Genomic DNA, 15,787 nt, shown 5'->3' on the forward strand with positions numbered 1-15,787 from the left:
GCCGTGGCCGAGGAGCGGACCGAGTCGACCTGGGGGACGCTGCGGCGCGGGCTGGCGCTCTCCCCGGAGCTGAAGACCGGCCTGGCCGGCACGCTGGCGTTGGCACTCGTCTACATGGTCGGCCGGGTGGCCGTGCCGGTGGCGGTGCAGCGCGGCATCGACCACGGCATCGTCGGCGGCCTCGACCTGGACGTCATCTCGCTGACCGTGGCGATCACCGCCGCCGTGCTGGTGGTCACCACCACCTGCGGCTACCTGATGATGCGCCGGTTGTTCACGGTCAGCGAGACCGCGCTGGCCGGGGTACGCACCCGCGCGTTCCGGCACGTGCACGACCTGTCCATGCTGCACCAGCAGTCCGAGCGGCGCGGGTCGCTGGTCTCCCGGGTCACCAGCGACGTCGACCAGATCACCCAGTTCCTCCAGTGGGGCGGCGTGATCCTCATCGTCAACCTGGGCCAGTTGCTGGTGACCACCGCGGTGATGCTCGCGTACTCCTGGCAGTTGACGCTCGTGGTGCTCGTCGCGTTCGCGCCGGCGGTGCTGGTCATCCGGCAGCTCCAGCGCCGGCTGGCCGGCGCGTACGGGCTGGTCCGGCAGCGCACCGGCACGCTGCTCGGCGCGATCGGCGAGAGCGTGGTGGGCGCACCGGTGATCCGGGCGTACGGCATCTCCGGCCGCACCGCCCGCCGCCTCGACGCGGCGATCGACGGGCAGCGGGTGGCCCAGCAGCGGGCCATCCGGATCAGCATCCTGGGCAGCTCGGTCGGGGAACTGGCCGCCGGTCTGGCGCTGGCCGGGGTGGTGGTGGTCGGGGTGAGCCTCGGCGTCGACCGCACGCTGTCGGTCGGCCAGCTCACCGCGTTCCTGTTCCTGGTCACGCTCTTCATCCAGCCGGTGCAGATCGCCACCGAGGTGCTCAACGAGGCGCAGAACGCGATCGCCGGCTGGCGCCGGGTGCTCGACGTGCTGGACGTCGCCCCGGACGTGGCCGACCCGGGCGAGCAGGGCCGGGAGCTGCCGGCCGGTCCGCTCGACGTCCGCTTCGCCGGCGTGACGTTCGCCTACCCGGGCGGGCCGCCGGTGCTGCACGGCGTGACGCTGGACATCCCGGCGAAGAGCCGGGTGGCGGTGGTGGGGGAGACCGGCAGCGGCAAGACCACGTTCGCCAAGCTGCTCACCCGGCTGATGGACCCGGCCGAGGGTCAGGTGCTGCTCTCCGGCGTCGACCTGCGCCAGGTGCGCTTCGACTCGCTGCGCACCCGGGTGGTGATGGTGCCGCAGGACGGCTTCCTGTTCGACGCCACGGTCGGGGAGAACGTCCGCTTCGCCCGCCCGGACCTGAGCGACGCGCGGCTCACCGCCGCCTTCACCGAGCTGGGCCTGGCCGACTGGCTGGACGGGCTGCCGGCCGGGTTGGACACCCCGGTCGGGGAGCGCGGCGAGGCGCTCAGCGTCGGCGAGCGGCAGTTGGTGGCGCTGGCCCGCGCCTACGTGGCCGACCCGGACCTGCTGGTGCTCGACGAGGCGACCAGCGCGGTCGACCCGGCCACCGAGGTACGCCTGCAGCGCACGCTGGACGCGGTGACCCGGGGACGCACCACGCTCGCCATCGCGCACCGGCTCTCCACCGCGCAGGCGGCCGACGAGGTGATCGTGGTGGACCGGGGCCGGGTCGTCCAGCGTGGCCCGCACGAGGAACTGGTGCGGGACACCGACTCGGTCTACGCCCTGCTCTACGCGTCCTGGCTGGAGCAGACCCGCTGACCGGTTCGGGGCCGCCGGGCGGCGCTCGTCCCCCTGGTCGCCTGCAAACTTGATGGCGTATCCGGTTCAGGCGGACCGTGGCGGCTGACGCATCCACGCCATCAAGTTCGCAGGCGGTTCCGGGGCGTCCGGCGCGCCCGGCCGCGCGCCGTCGTTCAGGCCGCGTCCAGCGGGCCGGTGAGATAGCGCTGGAGAGTCGGGCCGATGGTGGCGGCCAGCGTGTCCGGGGAGGCGGACGCGACCGGCTCCAGGTGGATCACGTAGCGCATCATGGCCAGGCCGGCGATCTGGGTGGCCACCAGCGCGCCCCGCAGCGGCACCTCGGCCGGGTCGAGATCGAGCTGGGCGACCACCCGGCGCAGGATCTGGGTGGTCAGGAACTCGCGCAGCAGGCGGGCGGTCCACTGGTTGCTCACCGCGGAGCGGAGCAGGGCAACCGCGGCGACGCCGGCCGGGGAGTCCCACACGGTCAGGAACGTGCGGACCAGCCGCTCGCCGACCTCGGCCGGCCCGCCGGCCAGCACCCGCGGCACCAGCTCGGCCGGGTCGACCGGGATCGCCATGGCGGCGCGGAACAGCTCCTCCTTGGCGCCGAAGTAGTGGTGCACCAGCGCCGGGTCCACCCCGGCGGCCGCCGCGACCGCCCGGATCGGCGTGGCGTCGTAGCCCCGCTCGGCGAACGCCTTCCGGGCCGCGTTCAGGATCGCCTCCCGGGTGTCCGGGTTGCCGGGCCGCCGCCCGGTGCGGCGTGGGCTCGCCGGCCGTGCCGCACCGGCGTCGGGGCGGCTCATCCGCTGCGCCGGCGCAGCGTCGCGGCGGCCAGCACCAGCGCGACCACCGCCGCCCCGGCCACGATCGCCACGTCGCGCCACATGGTGCCGGTCGCGTCGGCGTGCGCGCCGACCTCCTGGAGCGCCTCGACCGCGTACGACAGGGGCAGCGCGTCGCTGACCGCCTGGAGCCAGCCGGCCATCTGGTCGCGCGGCACGAACAGCCCGCAGAGCAGCAGTTGCGGGGCGACCACCACCGGCATGAACTGCACCGCCTGGAACTCGGTGCGGGCGAACGCCGAGCAGAGCAGGCCGAGCGCCACCGCGAGCACCGCGTTCACGCCGGCGATCAGCACGACCAGCCACGGGCTGCCGGCGGTGTCCAGCCCGAAGATCTGGTAGGCCACCAGCGAGGCGACGGTGGACTGGAGCACCCCGGCCAGGCCGAACGCGATGCCGTAGCCGAAGAGCAGGTCGAGCTTGCCCAGCGGCGTGGTGAGCAGCCGTTCCAGCGTGCCGGTGGTGCGTTCGCGGAGCATGGCGATGCTGGTCACCAGGAACATGATGATGAACGGGAAGAAGCCCAGCATGATCAGCGCGACCCGGTCGAAGGTGCGCGGTGCGCCGGGCGGGGTGGGCTGGTCGACGTACATGAAGTAGACCAGTGTGAGCAGCACGCCCGGCACCACCAGGAGCAGCGCGACGGTGCGCTTGTCGTGCCGGAGCTGCCGCAGGATCCGCCCGGTCGTGGCGGCCAGGATGCGCCCGTTCACGAGGTGGCCTCCGACTCGCCGCCGCGGATCAGGCGGAGGAACGCCTCCTCCAGGTCGTCCACCCCGGTGGCGGCGCGGACCGCGGCCGGGGTGTCGTCGGCGACCAGCCGGCCCTCGCGGATCAGCAGCAGCCGGTCGCAGCGCGCCGCCTCGTCCATCACGTGGCTGGAGACCAGCAGCGTGGTGCCGGCGGCGGCCATGGCGTGGAACCGGGCCCACAGGTCGGCGCGCAGGACCGGGTCCTGCCCGACCGTGGGCTCGTCGAGGACGACCAGCTCCGGCTCGCCGACCAGGGCGCAGGCGAGCGAGGCCCGGCTGCGCTGGCCGCCGGAGAGCGTGCCGACGAGTTGGTCGGCCGCCCCGGCCAGGCCGACGTCGGTCACCGCGCGGTCGGCCTCGGCGCGGCCCCGGCCCTGGAGCACGGCGAAGTAGCGGGCGTTCTCCCGGACCGTGAGGTCGGCGTAGACGCTCGGCGCCTGCGTGAGGTAGCCGACCCGGCGGCGCAGCCCGGTCGAGCCGGCGGGCTCGCCGAGCACGTGGACCGTGCCGCCGCCGACCGTCTGCACGCCGACCACCGCGCGCATCAACGTGGTCTTGCCGCTGCCGCTGGGGCCCAGCAACCCGGTGACCGTGCCCCGGGGAACGGCGCAGCTGATGCCGTGCAGCACCCGCCGCCCGCCCCGGTCGACCACCAGGTCGCGGACCGACACCGCGTCCTCCATGACCGCCTCCGTCGAATTCTTCAGCTGTTGAAATCAACGCTAGATGAATTTCTCCGTCCGGGCAATGCTGTTGACTTCGAGTGGGCTTGAACTGGAAGCCTGGTCGGCGTGGACATCGGTATCCGGGAGAAGAGCCTCAGCGTCGGCGAGGCGGCGGAGCGGGTCGGCCTGACCACCTACACGTTGCGCTGGTACGAGCAGGAGGGCCTGGTCGCCCCGGTCGGGCGGGACTCCGCCGGCCGCCGGCGCTACACCGAGGCCGACGTCAGCTGGCTGTTCCTGCTGACCCGGCTGCGGCGTACCGGGATGCCGGTACGCGACATGCGCCGCTACGCCGAGCTGGCCCGGCAGGGCGACCGCACGCTCGGCGCGCGACGGGCGCTCTTCGAGGCGCACCGGGTACGCGTGCTGGCTCGGATGGCCGACCTGACCGAGGACCTGAAGGTGCTCGACCACAAGATCGACGCGTACCGGCGCGCCGAGGAGGAACTGGGCTGAAGCCGTCCGCAGCGGACACCCGGTCCGCCATCGGTCATTGCGCCGAAGATCGGACTTCCGGCACCATGTCGCGGTGGGTCCCGCTTCGTTGCCCGAGTCCGGATTCCTCGACGACTGGGCCGCCCGCCTCCGACAGGCCGCGGACCGCCCGGTCGTGGGGATCATGCTGCGTGGCAGTCACGCCCGGCGGGCCGCCACCGAGCACAGCGACGTCGACGTGGACGTGCTCGTCGCCGCCGACGACGACCGCTCCGGCTCGTCGACCCGCCCCCGCCCCGCCGACCCCTTCGCCGCGCGTCGCGCCTACCTGGCCGAGTTCGACGGCCGCCTGGTGCACGTCTCGGTGGCCTCCCGGGACGTCCGCTCCTGGGTGCACCGGCTCGGCCAGCCCGCCGACTGGGCGTTCGGGCTGCCGGTCACCGCGCCGGCCCGGCTGCTCTGGGCGGTGCCGGAGTGGCGCCGCCGGATCGACCTGCCGGTGCTCTGCCAGCCCGCGGACGAGCCGCGCCTGGAGGAGTTGATCGCCTCGCTGGGCAAGGTGGCCGGCGCGCGCTGGGCCGGCGACCGGATCGGGGTCCGGCTCGCCGCGGCCGACCTGGCCCGGCTCTGCCCCTCGGTGCTCCGGCTGGCCAACCCCTCGGTCCGGGTGGTGTCCCGGCGGGCGGCCCTGACCGCCGCGCTGGACCTGCCGGTCGCCCCGCCCGGCTACCGCGCCGACATGCTGCTCTGCCTCGGGCTGCGCGCCGGCGAACCGGCCGAGGTCGGCGCCGCCGCCGGCCGGCTGGTCACCGGCATCGTCCCGCTGGTCCGCCCGTACGCCGAGGAGGTCGCCGCGGTGGCCGGCGCCGACCTGGCCGAGGCGCTGGCCGACGGCCGCCTCGACCGCTACCTCGGTCAGCTCAGCCGGGCCCTGCACGCGGTGCCGCCCGTCACCCGGGACACGTCTTCGGTGCCGGCACCGCGTGCGGGAGAATGGTCAACCGTGCCCGCCTCTGACGCGCCGGTGACCGGCGCACCCACCCGCCCCGGCGGTGCCCCGGCCCCCGGCCCGGAGCGCCCCTCCCGGCTCGACCCGGCCATCGCGGCCAAGCTGCGTCGCGGCCCCGACGGCCTGGTCGCCGCCGTGGTCCGCGCGCACGACTCCGGTGAGGTGCTGATGGTCGCCTGGATGGACGACGAGGCGCTGCACCGCACGCTCACCACCGGCCGGGCCACCTACTGGTCCCGCAGCCGGGGGGAATACTGGGTCAAGGGCGCCACCTCCGGCCACCACCAGTACGTCCGCTCGGTCGCGCTGGACTGCGACGGCGACGCGCTGCTGGTCAGCGTGGAGCAGGTCGGCGCGGCCTGCCACACCGGGCACCGCACCTGCTTCTTCACCGACCTCCCGGTCAGCTCGCCGGAGGTGACCCCGTGACCGACGGCACGGTCACCCCGGACCGGTCCGCCTTCGCCGAGCTGGCCGACCGCTGGCGGGTCGTGCCGGTCACCCGGCGGCTGCTGGCCGACGCCGAGACCCCGGTCGGGGTCTACCGCAAGCTGGCCGGTGGCCCCGGCACGTTCCTGCTGGAGTCCGCCGAGCAGGGCGTCGGCTCGGCCGGCACGGCCTGGTCGCGCTACTCGTTCATCGGCGTCCGCAGCGCCGCCACGCTCACCGAGCACGGCGGCGAGGCGAGCTGGACCGGTGCCCCGCCGGCCGGCGTGCCCACCTCGGGCGACCCGGTCAGCGTGCTCCGGGAGACCGTCGACGCGCTCGCCGGCCCGGCCTGGGACCCGGACGGCGACATGCCGCCGCTCACCGGCGGCCTGGTCGGCTACCTCGGCTACGACCTGGTCCGCCGGTTCGAGCGGCTGCCGGAGCTGACCGAGGACGAGCTGGACGTGCCCGAGCTGGGCATGATGCTCGCCACCGACCTGGTGGTGCTCGACCACTACGAGGGCTCGGCGATCCTGGTCGCCAACGCGGTCCTGCCGCCGCCGGACGCGCCGGACCGGCCGGCGCGGGTCGCCGCCGCGTACCACCACGCGGTGGGTCGCCTGGACGCGATGACCACCGCGCTGTCCCGACCGATTCCGCCCATGGTCGCCACCGTCGGCCGCCCCGGCGTCGGCGAGGTGACCAGCCGGACGCCCGACGGCGGCTACCCGAAGGCGGTGGAGGCGGCCAAGGAGGCGATCCGGGCCGGCGAGTGCTTCCAGATCGTGCTCAGCCAGCGCTTCGAGCGGGCCACCGACGCCGACCCGCTCGACGTCTACCGGGTGCTGCGCACCACCAATCCGAGCCCGTACATGTACCTGCTGCGCTTCGACGGGTTCGACATCGTCGGCTCGTCGCCGGAGGCGCACCTCAAGGTGAGCGCCGGCCCGGACGGGCGGCGCCGCGCGCTGCTGCACCCGATCGCCGGCACCCGGCCGCGCGGCGGCTCGCCCGACGCCGACGCCCGGCTCGCCGCCGAGCTGCTCACCGACCCGAAGGAGCGCGCCGAGCACGTCATGCTCGTCGACCTGGGCCGCAACGACCTGGGCCGGGTCTGCCGGCCGGGCACCGTGCAGGTGCCGGAGTTCGCCACCATCGAGCGCTACAGCCACGTCATGCACATCGTCTCGACAGTGGTCGGCGAGCTGCGCGACGACCGCACCGCGTTCGACGCGCTGGCCGCCACGTTCCCCGCCGGCACGCTCAGCGGCGCGCCCAAGGTGCGGGCCATGGAGATCATCGAGGAGCTGGAGCCGGTCCGCCGCGGCGTCTACGGCGGCACGGTCGGCTACTTCGCCTTCGGCGGCGACCTGGACATGGCGATCGCCATCCGCACCGCGCTGATCCGCGACGGCCGGGCCTACGTGCAGGCAGGTGCTGGTGTGGTGGCCGATTCCGATCCCGCCGCCGAGGACCAGGAGACGCGGAACAAGGCCGCCGCGGTGCTCGCCGCCATCGCCGCCGCCGAGACGCTGCGGCCGGCCCGGTGACCGCGCCGGTCACCGCCGGGGGCGGCCGGACCGCCGCCCGGGGCCGGCGTGAGCTGGCGTACGCGGTGCTGCTCTGCCTGGTCGGCGCGGGCCTGGCCGCCTGGGCGGTGACCCGGGCCTGGTCGGTGGAGGTGACCTCCCGCGGCGGGCTGCCGTCCGGCCAGCGGTCCCGCACCGGCGCGGACCTGCTGCCGTGGGTGTCGGCCCTGGCCTACGTGGGGCTGGCCGGCGGCGGCGCGGTGCTGGCGACCCGGGGGCGGCTGCGCCGGCTGCTGGGCGTGCTGCTGACCGGCGTCGGACTGGCCGTGGCGGTCGGCGGCGGCGTCGGGCTGACCGAGGCCGGGGTGAGCCGGCACTGGCCGGCGCTGGTGCTCGTGGGGGGCCTGGCGTCGGCCGCCGGTGGCGCGTTCACCGCGTCGCGCGGCGGCGGCTGGCCGGCGATGGGGGCCCGCTACGAACGGGGGGCGGCGTCGGCGTCGACCGCCGGCGCGGACCGGCCGGCGGTCGAGCGGGGCACCCGGGACGCGTGGGACGCGTTGGACCGGGGCGAGGACCCGACGGTCAGCTGACCGGCTGCGCCTCGCGGGCGTCACGGCGCTCCCGGGCCGCCGCCCGGGCGGCGGTCAGCTCGGCCACCAGCCGCTCCAGTTCGCGACGCTGGGCGGCGCGGGCGCGATCGGCGCAGACCGCCTCCCAGGCGTTGCCCCGGGCGGTACGCGTGCGCCCGTCGCCCGCCGCGGCGCGTTCGAGCGTGTGCACCACCCCGACGGCGAGCGAGGCGACGGTCCGGGAGATGGTCGTCAGCCCGAGGTTCTGGTTCGGCCCGTTGGCGCTCATGGTTCACCCCACACGAGATCGTTGGCGACGGTCGGCGGCAGCCTCGACGAGTCTGCCCGAGGACGATGCTGCCGGTCGCACGTTTCGCCACCGTGACGTACGGGTCAACGGTCCGGCAGCGGGCGCGACCTGGGCAGGGCCGGAGGTCCTTGAGCTTGGTCACAGCCGGTCCGATGCCGGCCTGCGGCGCACGCCCGGCCGTGGTGAGATAGGGCATGGGCGGCGGTCGATGCATCAGGTGGCGCTGCGTGACACCGCGTTCACCGGAAGTCGGCCATCATGCCACAGCCCATGTGGTGAGGTGCGCCATACCCCCCGGCATGTGTCGCCAGGTGGCGCCCCCTAGCATCGGCCCATGACGCCCGGAGAGGGGAGTCCGTTGGTGACTGCTGAGCATGCGCACGCGGAGGGGGACGACGCCGGAGTGGCGCCGTCCGCAGGCGTGCTCGACGAGATCCTGGCCGGCGTGCGCGAGGACGTCGCCCGGCGGCAGGAGCAGATTCCGCTGGAGCGGATCCGCGACCTGGCCGCCGCCGCGCCGCCGCCGCTCGACGCGTACGCGGCGCTGCGCCGGCCCGGCGTGGCCGTGATCGCCGAGGTGAAGCGCTCGTCGCCGTCCAAGGGGCGGCTGGCCGAGATCGCCGACCCGGCCGACCTGGCCGGCGACTACGCGGCCGGTGGCGCGCGGGCGATCAGCGTGCTGACCGAGGGCCGCTGGTTCGGTGGGTCGCTGGACGACCTGGCCGCCGTGCGGGCCGCGGTCAACGTGCCGGTGCTGCGCAAGGACTTCGTCGTCTCCAGCTATCAGGTGCACGAGGCCCGCGCGCACGGCGCCGACCTGGTGCTGCTGATCGTCGCCGCGCTGGAGCAGAACGCCCTGGTCGGCCTGCTGGAGCGGATCGAGTCGCTGGGCATGACCGCCCTCGTCGAGGTGCACACCGAGGAGGAGGCGGACCGCGCCCTGGAGGCGGGCGCGCAGGTGATCGGCGTCAACGCCCGTGACCTGCGTACCCTGGAGGTCGACCGCTCGGTCTTCGAGCGGATCGCGCCCGGCCTGCCGAGCAGCGTCGTCAAGATCGCCGAGTCGGGCGTGCGCGGTCCGCACGACCTGATCCGGTACGCCTCGGCCGGCGCCGACGCCGTCCTGGTGGGCGAGGGCCTGGTCACCCAGAAGAGCCCGCGCGAGGCGGTCGCCGAGCTGGTCAACGCCGGTAACCACCCGGCCACGCCCCGCCCGGTGCGCTGAGCCGCGCCGGGCCACCCGAACCGAGAGGACGCCCGCGATGAGCGCCGCACCCGCAGCCGGCCAGCTTCCCGACGCCGCCGGCCACTTCGGCCGGTTCGGCGGCCGGTTCGTCCCCGAGGCGCTGGTCGCCGCGCTCGACGAGCTGGACGCGGCCTACCGCAAGGCGATGGGCGACGACGAGTTCCTCGCCGAGTTCGACGCCCTGCTGCGCGACTACGCCGGCACCCCGTCCGAGCTGTACGAGGCCCGCCGGCTCTCCGCCCAGGTGGGAGCGCGGATCCTGCTCAAGCGCGAGGACCTGAACCACACCGGCGCCCACAAGATCCGCAACGTGCTCGGCCAGGCGTTGCTCACCCGGCGGATGGGCAAGCGGCGGGTGATCGCGGAGACCGGCGCCGGCCAGCACGGCGTGGCCACCGCGACCGCCGCCGCCCTGTTCGACCTCGAGTGCGTCGTCTACATGGGCGAGGTGGACACCGAGCGGCAGGCGCTCAACGTGGCCCGGATGCGGATGCTCGGCGCCACCGTGGTCCCGGTGACGGCCGGCTCGCGCACGCTCAAGGACGCGATGAACGAGGCGATGCGCGACTGGGTCGCCAACGTCGACGACACCCACTACCTGATCGGCACCGCCGCCGGGCCGCACCCGTTCCCCGAGATGGTGCGCGACTTCGTGCGCGGCATCGGCGTGGAGTCCCGCCAGCAGTGCCTGGACCTGACCGGCGCGCTGCCGGACGCGGTCGCGGCCTGCGTCGGCGGTGGCTCGAACGCGCTGGGCATCTTCCACGCCTTCGTGCCCGACGCCGGCGTGCGGCTCTACGGCTTCGAGGCCGGCGGCGAGGGCGTGACGACCGGCCGGCACGCCGCCAGCATCACCGGCGGCTCGTCGGGCGTGCTGCACGGCACCCGCACCTACGTCCTGCAGGACGCCGACGGCCAGACCATCGAGTCGCACTCGATCTCGGCCGGCCTGGACTATCCGGGCGTCGGGCCGGAGCACGCCTGGCTGCACGACGCCGGCCGGGCCACCTACCTGCCGGTCGACGACGCCGAGGCGATGGCCGCGTTCGAGCTGCTCTGCCGCACCGAGGGAATCATCCCGGCGATCGAGAGCGCGCACGCGCTGGCCGGCGCCCGGCGGATCGCCCCGGAGCTCGCCGCCGAGCTGGGCCGGGAACCGGTGATCGTGGTCAACCTCTCCGGCCGGGGCGACAAGGACGTGCACACCGCCGGGGCGTACTTCGGCATCCTCGACAAGGAGTGACAGCGTGAGCCGCATCGGGGTCGCCTTCGACAAGGCCCGGGCCGACGGGCGGGCCGTGCTGGTCGGTTGCATGCCGGCCGGCTTCCCGACCGTCGAGGGCAGCATCGCCGCGATGACCGCCATGGTCGAGGCGGGCGTCGACGTCATCGAGGTGGAGATCCCCTACTCCGACCCGGTGATGGACGGCCCGGTCATCCAGCGGGCGAGTGACATCGCGCTGGCCGGCGGCGTCCGCACCGCCGACGCGCTGCGCATCGTCGAGGCGGTCGCCGCGACCGGCGCGTCCGTGGTCACGATGACCTACTGGAACCCGATCGAGCAGTACGGCGTCGACGCGTTCGCCCGCGACATGGCCGCGGCCGGCGGCACCGGGCTGATCACGCCGGACCTGATCCCCGACGAGGCAGCCGAGTGGTTGGCCGCCTCCGACGCGCACGGCGTGGACCGGACGTTCCTGGTGTCGCCGTCCTCCACCGACGCCCGGCTGCGGATGACCGTCGAGCACTGCCGCGGCTTCGTCTACGCCACCGCGATCATGGGGGTGACCGGCGCGCGGGCGCAGACGTCCGAGGCGGCGCCGATCCTCGTCTCCCGGCTCCGCGAGGTCAGCGACCTGCCGGTCGGGGTCGGGCTGGGCGTGGGCACCGGTGCGCAGGCCGCCACCGTCGCCGGCTACGCCGACGCGGTGATCGTGGGCAGCGCGCTGGTGCGGTGCGTGCTCGACGCGCCCGACCAGGCCGCCGGCCTGACCGCGTTGCGCAGGCTCAGCGCCGAACTCGCCGAGGGCGTCCGCAACCCGGTCCGCTGAGGCCGGCCCCGACCTCGCGGCCGCACGGTCCTCGCGCCCGTCGCTCCGTCCCGTCACCGCGCCGCCTGCTCTCCTGCTCCATCCCGTCTCGTGCCGACGTGTCGTGGCGGGGTGCCACCCTGACTTCCGGGTGCCTACAAACTTGATGTCGCCGATGGATCGCAGGCCGGGCAGCGCTCGCCCCGCCGTCACCGGGCGTGGCCTGCCTATCGGGCGTGGCCTGCGCATCGGGCACGGCCTGCGCGCCGGGCATGGCCTGCCCACCCGCCACGGCCTGCCCACGTGGTCCGGGCTGCGGTCGTGGTCCGGGCTGCGGTCGTGGTTCGGGCTGCGCTCCTGGCTCGGGCTGCGGTCCTGGTTCATGTCGGGCCGCCTGGCTTCGGACCGCCCGTCTGGGCTCGCTCTGCCGCCCTGGTCCGTCTCCCGGGCCTGGCCGGGACGCCCCCGGTCGTGGCCGGGACGCCCGGCCTCCTCCGCCGCGTCCGCTCGGCCGACGGGCTGAGTCGTTCACGTCATCAACTTTGTAGGCACTCGGACGGCATGGCCGCAGGCGCGTGTTCGGTGACGACCGAGCGATCATCCGGGATGATCCGGTCGCGGTGCAGCGCCTCGCGCAGATCGTGCGGACCGGCCGGGCCGGTGGGCGTCGTGCGGTTCGACGGGCGCGGTGAGGCGGCCCGGGGTGCCGCGCACACGGTCCGCACCGGTACCGTGTGCACCCGTGACCCATGCCCCGATGACCTCCCTGGCGGCCATGCCCAGCCCCAGCACCGCCGTCTGGCAGCTCGGTCCGGTCCCGATCCGGGCCTACGCGCTCTGCATCATCGCCGGCATCGTGGTGGCCTGCGTGGTCACCGAGTACCGGCTGCGTCGCCGGGGCGTGGCTCCGGGCGCGGTGCTCGACATCGCCGTCTGGGCGGTGCCGGCGGGCATCATCGGCGCCCGGATCTACCACGTGATCACCTCACCGGAGAAATACTTCGGCGACGGCGGCCAGCCGCTCAAGGCGTTCGCCATCTGGGAGGGCGGTCTCGGCATCTGGGGCGCGGTGGCCGGTGGCGCGGTCGGCGCCTGGATCGCCGCCCGGCAGCTCGGCATCCCGCTCACCGTGGTGGCCGACGCGTTGGCCCCGGGCATGCCGCTGGCCCAGGCCGTCGGCCGGTTGGGCAACTGGTTCAACAACGAGCTGTACGGCGGGCGCACCAGCCTGCCGTGGGGGCTCGAGGTGCACGTGATGGACCCGGACAATCCGGGTCACGCGCTGCGCGACGACGCCGGCACCCCGGTGCTGCAACCGGGGCTCTACCATCCGACATTCCTCTACGAGTTGATCTGGAACGTCGGCGTGGCCGCGCTGGTGCTGCTCCTCGACCGCAAGCTGCGGCTGGGCCGGGGCCGGGCCTTCGCGCTCTACGTGATGGGCTACACGGCCGGCCGGTTCTGGATCGAGCTGATGCGCACCGACGAGGCCAACCACATCCTCGGCGTCCGGCTCAACGTCTGGACCGCGGCGCTGGTCTTCCTCGGCGCGCTCGCCTACTTCGTCCGGGTGCGCGGCCCGCGGGAATACCTCGTCCCGGTGGGCGAGCCGGGCGTGCCGGTGACCCCGGCCGGTGACGTGTCCCAGGTCGACCTCGCCGCTCGGGAGGCCGGGGCGGCGACCGTGGCGCCGGAGGGCTACCGGGTGGTGACCGAGGAGCAGTTCCGGGCGTACCGGGAGACCGGCGCGCTGCCACCGGCGGAGCCGGCGGCGACCGGCGGGCCCGACTCCGACGGCGCCGCGACCGGTGCCGACGACCCGACCGACCGCGGCGACGCCGACCGGGACGCGACCGGCGACGGCGACGTGGCGGACCGGGACGCGACCCGCGACGGCGACGTGGCCGGCGCAGGAACTGGCTCCGACGCGGCGGACGACCGGGCCGCGACGGGCGGTTCGGGCGGTACGGGCGAGGCCGAGCGTGCCGGCCGGGCGGACGCCGGCCGGCGCCCGGCGGACCGGGACAGCTGAGCGGGGGCGCCATGCGCAGTGCGGTGGTGGTCGGCGCCGGCCTCGGCGGGATGGCGGTGGCCGGCGCGCTGGCCCGCTCCGGATGGCAGGTCACGCTGCTGGAGAAGGCCGACCGGGTCCGGCCGGAGGCGACCGCCGTGGTGCTCTGGCCGAACGGGGTACGCGCGCTGCGCGCCCTCGGCCTCGGCGCGGGGCTGGACGCGATCGCCACCCCGCTGCCCGACGGGGGGATCCGCCGTCCGGACGGGCAGTGGCTGGTGCAGCCCCGCCCCACCCCGGCCGAGCGGATGCCGGTGGTGGTGCACCGGGAGGACCTGCACGACGCGCTCATCGCCGGGCTCGGTGAACAGGTGGAGCTGCGTACCGGTGTCAGCGTGCGGAGCGTGCGCACGACGGCCGGCGAACGGCCCGCGGTGGGCGACGGCCGGCACCTGTTCGAGGCCGACCTGGTGGTGGCGGCCGACGGCACCCACAGCGAGATCCGGCGGCAGCTCGCTCCGGAGACCGCCGTGGTGAGTTCCGGCTGCGCCGCCTGGCGCGCGGTGATCCCCTGGTACGCGGCCCCGCAGCTCCCCGACGACCAGCCGGTGCACGGCGAGACGCTGGGCGCCGGCTACCGGTTCGTGGCGGCGTCGCTCGGCGAGCGGGGCACCGCCGGAGCGTCCCGGCGGGGCGGCATCTACTGGGTGGCCACCGCCGCGGGCGCGCCCCGACCGGAGCCGCCGGAGATCCAGCTCGCCCTGCTCAAGCGCTGGTTCGCAGGCTGGCCCGCGCCGATCGCCACGCTGCTGGAGGCGACCGACCCGGCCGACGTGGTGCAGCAGGAGGTCCGCGAGCTGCGACCGCTGCCCCGGTCGTACGGCTTCACGGCCGGTCCGGGCGGCGTGGTGCTGCTCGGCGACGCCGCGCACGCCATGCCGCCACACCTCGGGCAGGGCGCGTGCCTGGCGTTCGAGGACGCGGCCACGCTCGCCGGCCTGCTGCGCGAGTCGCGGCTGCCGGACGCGGTCACCGCCTACGACCGGCTGCGCCGCCCGCGCGCCGCGACCATGGTCCGGCAGACCCGCCGGATGTCGGCCGTGCTGCAGACCCGGGGCCGGCTGGCGTTGCGCGCCCGGGACGCCGCGCTGGGCACGATCAGCCCACGGCTGCGCAACACCGCGGCGGCGGCCGCCGCCGACTGGCAACCACCGTCCTGACCGGGCGCGGGCCGGCGCTCAGATGACCGCGGCCGGCTCGGCGATGCAGGCCGTGCCGACCCGGCGGAAGCCCACCCGCAGGTAGACCCGGGCGATCTCCTCGCTGCCCGCGCTCAGGAAGATCAGGTCGGTGCCGGCGGCGCGCAGTTCCCGGGCCAGCGTGGCGGTCACCGCGGCGCCCAGCCCGCGCCGCCGGGCGGACGGCAGGGTGGCCACCCCGGCGATCTCCGCCACGTCGCCGACCCGCATCGCCATGCCGCTGGCCAGCGTGCCGTCCTCAGGCGTGGCGGCGAGCACCGAGACCCGCCGGCCGTCGGCCACCCGGGCCGCCTCCTCCTCCAGCGCGTCGACGTCCAGCCGGGCGAGCGCCGCGTCCCGCTCGGCCGGTCCGGCCTCGCCCCGCGCGGTGCCGCCGTGGGCGAAGCCGACCGCGGCGACGGCCCGGCGCAGCGCGATGTCCGCCGCGAAGCCCGGGTCGCCCGGGTCCAGCACCCGCACGGGTACGTCGCTGAGCGTCGCCGGGTCGGGCAGCCGCTCCACCTCCAGCAGCATCAGCGGGGCCTCCAGCACGGTCAGCCCCGCCGAGCGGGCCACCGCCAGCAGGTCCGGCTGGTGCTCGTGCACCCACTCGAACGCCTCCGGCAGCCCCAGCTCCCGCTGCCGGGCGCGGACGGCGGTCACCTCGGCAAGCGTGGGCGCGTCGGTGGCGTCGAGCCGGGGGCGGGCGTAGAACGGCCAGCCGGCGCCGTCGCGGACGAACAGCACCAGGGAGTCGAACTCCTCCGTCCGGGCCCCGTCGCGGGGCACCGCGTCGTAGAAACGCTCCAACCGGTCGAGCACGTCAGCTCGTACGACATCCACCGCGCGAGACTACACGTCCCACCATCTGGAAGTGTGATCAATCTGAACTGGCCTTGCGCCGTAC

15 protein-coding genes and 1 pseudogene are annotated in these 15,787 nt (G+C 75.3%); 11 read left to right on the top strand and 5 right to left on the bottom strand.

Annotated elements, in window-relative coordinates:
* Positions 1 to 3: 3 nt before the first annotated feature.
* Positions 4 to 1,767 (top strand): ABC transporter ATP-binding protein, encoded by a 1,764-nt coding sequence (locus tag GA0070213_RS07850; RefSeq protein WP_091059726.1) that lies wholly within the window; start codon positions 4 to 6, stop codon positions 1,765 to 1,767.
* A 155-nt stretch (positions 1,768 to 1,922) separates the two neighbouring features.
* Here the strand turns inward: GA0070213_RS07850 and GA0070213_RS07855 are convergent, their stop codons facing one another.
* The 3 genes from GA0070213_RS07855 to GA0070213_RS07865 are packed head-to-tail and all read right to left on the bottom strand — an operon-like array spanning position 1,923 to position 4,032.
* Positions 1,923 to 2,558, bottom strand: coding sequence for a TetR/AcrR family transcriptional regulator (locus GA0070213_RS07855; RefSeq protein WP_091059729.1), 636 nt, complete (start codon positions 2,556 to 2,558; stop codon positions 1,923 to 1,925).
* The gene (locus GA0070213_RS07860; RefSeq protein ID WP_091059734.1) at positions 2,555 to 3,310 is read right to left on the bottom strand and encodes an ABC transporter permease; all 756 of its coding nucleotides are present in this window, start codon (positions 3,308 to 3,310) and stop codon (positions 2,555 to 2,557) included. Before GA0070213_RS07860 ends, GA0070213_RS07855 begins: the two co-directional genes overlap by 4 nt.
* Positions 3,307 to 4,032, bottom strand: coding sequence for an ABC transporter ATP-binding protein (locus GA0070213_RS07865; RefSeq protein ID WP_091059738.1), 726 nt, complete (start codon positions 4,030 to 4,032; stop codon positions 3,307 to 3,309). Before GA0070213_RS07865 ends, GA0070213_RS07860 begins: the two co-directional genes overlap by 4 nt.
* Before the next feature lie 108 nt (positions 4,033 to 4,140).
* Between GA0070213_RS07865 and GA0070213_RS07870 the strand changes: the two genes are divergently transcribed.
* The 5 genes and pseudogenes from GA0070213_RS07870 to GA0070213_RS07885 all read left to right on the top strand — a co-directional run bounded on the left by GA0070213_RS07870 (position 4,141) and on the right by GA0070213_RS07885 (position 8,066).
* Positions 4,141 to 4,530 (top strand): MerR family transcriptional regulator, encoded by a 390-nt coding sequence (locus GA0070213_RS07870; protein WP_091059742.1) that lies wholly within the window; start codon positions 4,141 to 4,143, stop codon positions 4,528 to 4,530.
* 163 nt (positions 4,531 to 4,693) lie between these two features.
* A pseudogene (locus GA0070213_RS32085) lies at positions 4,694 to 5,263 on the top strand (phosphoribosyl-AMP cyclohydrolase); the annotation flags it as partial.
* Positions 5,264 to 5,512: 249 nt separating this feature from the next.
* Entirely contained in the window at positions 5,513 to 5,947 is a 435-nt protein-coding gene (gene hisI, locus GA0070213_RS32090; RefSeq protein WP_091060172.1) for a phosphoribosyl-AMP cyclohydrolase, read from the top strand.
* Positions 5,944 to 7,497, top strand: a complete 1,554-nt coding sequence (locus GA0070213_RS07880) for an anthranilate synthase component I (RefSeq protein ID WP_091059747.1) — start codon at positions 5,944 to 5,946, stop codon at positions 7,495 to 7,497. Before hisI ends, GA0070213_RS07880 begins: the two co-directional genes overlap by 4 nt.
* Positions 7,494 to 8,066 carry a Trp biosynthesis-associated membrane protein gene (locus GA0070213_RS07885; protein WP_091059751.1) on the top strand — a complete coding sequence of 191 codons (573 nt, stop codon included), beginning with the start codon at positions 7,494 to 7,496 and terminating at the stop codon, positions 8,064 to 8,066. The genes GA0070213_RS07880 and GA0070213_RS07885 overlap by 4 nt, the downstream gene beginning before the upstream one ends.
* Here GA0070213_RS07885 and GA0070213_RS07890 read toward each other — a convergent pair.
* A complete protein-coding gene (locus tag GA0070213_RS07890) occupies positions 8,059 to 8,334 on the bottom strand; it encodes a hypothetical protein (RefSeq protein ID WP_091059754.1) in 276 nt (91 codons plus the stop codon). The genes GA0070213_RS07885 and GA0070213_RS07890 overlap by 8 nt on opposite strands.
* Positions 8,335 to 8,776: 442 nt before the next feature.
* On the opposite strand from GA0070213_RS07890, the gene trpC reads away from it, so the two are divergent.
* The 5 genes from trpC (at position 8,777) to GA0070213_RS07915 (ending at position 14,862) form a co-directional block, all read left to right on the top strand.
* Entirely contained in the window at positions 8,777 to 9,580 is an 804-nt protein-coding gene (gene trpC, locus GA0070213_RS07895; protein ID WP_175441263.1) for an indole-3-glycerol phosphate synthase TrpC, read from the top strand.
* A gap of 37 nt (positions 9,581 to 9,617) precedes the next feature.
* Complete coding sequence (gene trpB / locus GA0070213_RS07900; protein WP_091059761.1) at positions 9,618 to 10,844, top strand: tryptophan synthase subunit beta; 1,227 nt, start codon at positions 9,618 to 9,620, stop codon at positions 10,842 to 10,844.
* Between the two features lie 4 nt (positions 10,845 to 10,848).
* On the top strand, positions 10,849 to 11,652 hold the full coding sequence (trpA, locus tag GA0070213_RS07905) for a tryptophan synthase subunit alpha (RefSeq protein WP_091059765.1): 804 nt from the start codon (positions 10,849 to 10,851) through the stop codon (positions 11,650 to 11,652).
* A 736-nt stretch (positions 11,653 to 12,388) separates the two neighbouring features.
* Positions 12,389 to 13,663, top strand: coding sequence for a prolipoprotein diacylglyceryl transferase (lgt, locus tag GA0070213_RS07910; RefSeq protein ID WP_091059769.1), 1,275 nt, complete (start codon positions 12,389 to 12,391; stop codon positions 13,661 to 13,663).
* Between the two features lie 11 nt (positions 13,664 to 13,674).
* Positions 13,675 to 14,862, top strand: coding sequence for an FAD-dependent oxidoreductase (locus GA0070213_RS07915; protein ID WP_091059772.1), 1,188 nt, complete (start codon positions 13,675 to 13,677; stop codon positions 14,860 to 14,862).
* 18 nt (positions 14,863 to 14,880) lie between these two features.
* Here GA0070213_RS07915 and GA0070213_RS07920 read toward each other — a convergent pair whose 3' ends face one another.
* Positions 14,881 to 15,723 (bottom strand): GNAT family N-acetyltransferase, encoded by an 843-nt coding sequence (locus tag GA0070213_RS07920; RefSeq protein ID WP_091059776.1) that lies wholly within the window; start codon positions 15,721 to 15,723, stop codon positions 14,881 to 14,883.
* Positions 15,724 to 15,787 lie beyond the last annotated feature (64 nt).

This window comes from Micromonospora humi (genome assembly GCF_900090105.1).
Lineage (GTDB): Bacteria > Actinomycetota > Actinomycetes > Mycobacteriales > Micromonosporaceae > Micromonospora > Micromonospora humi.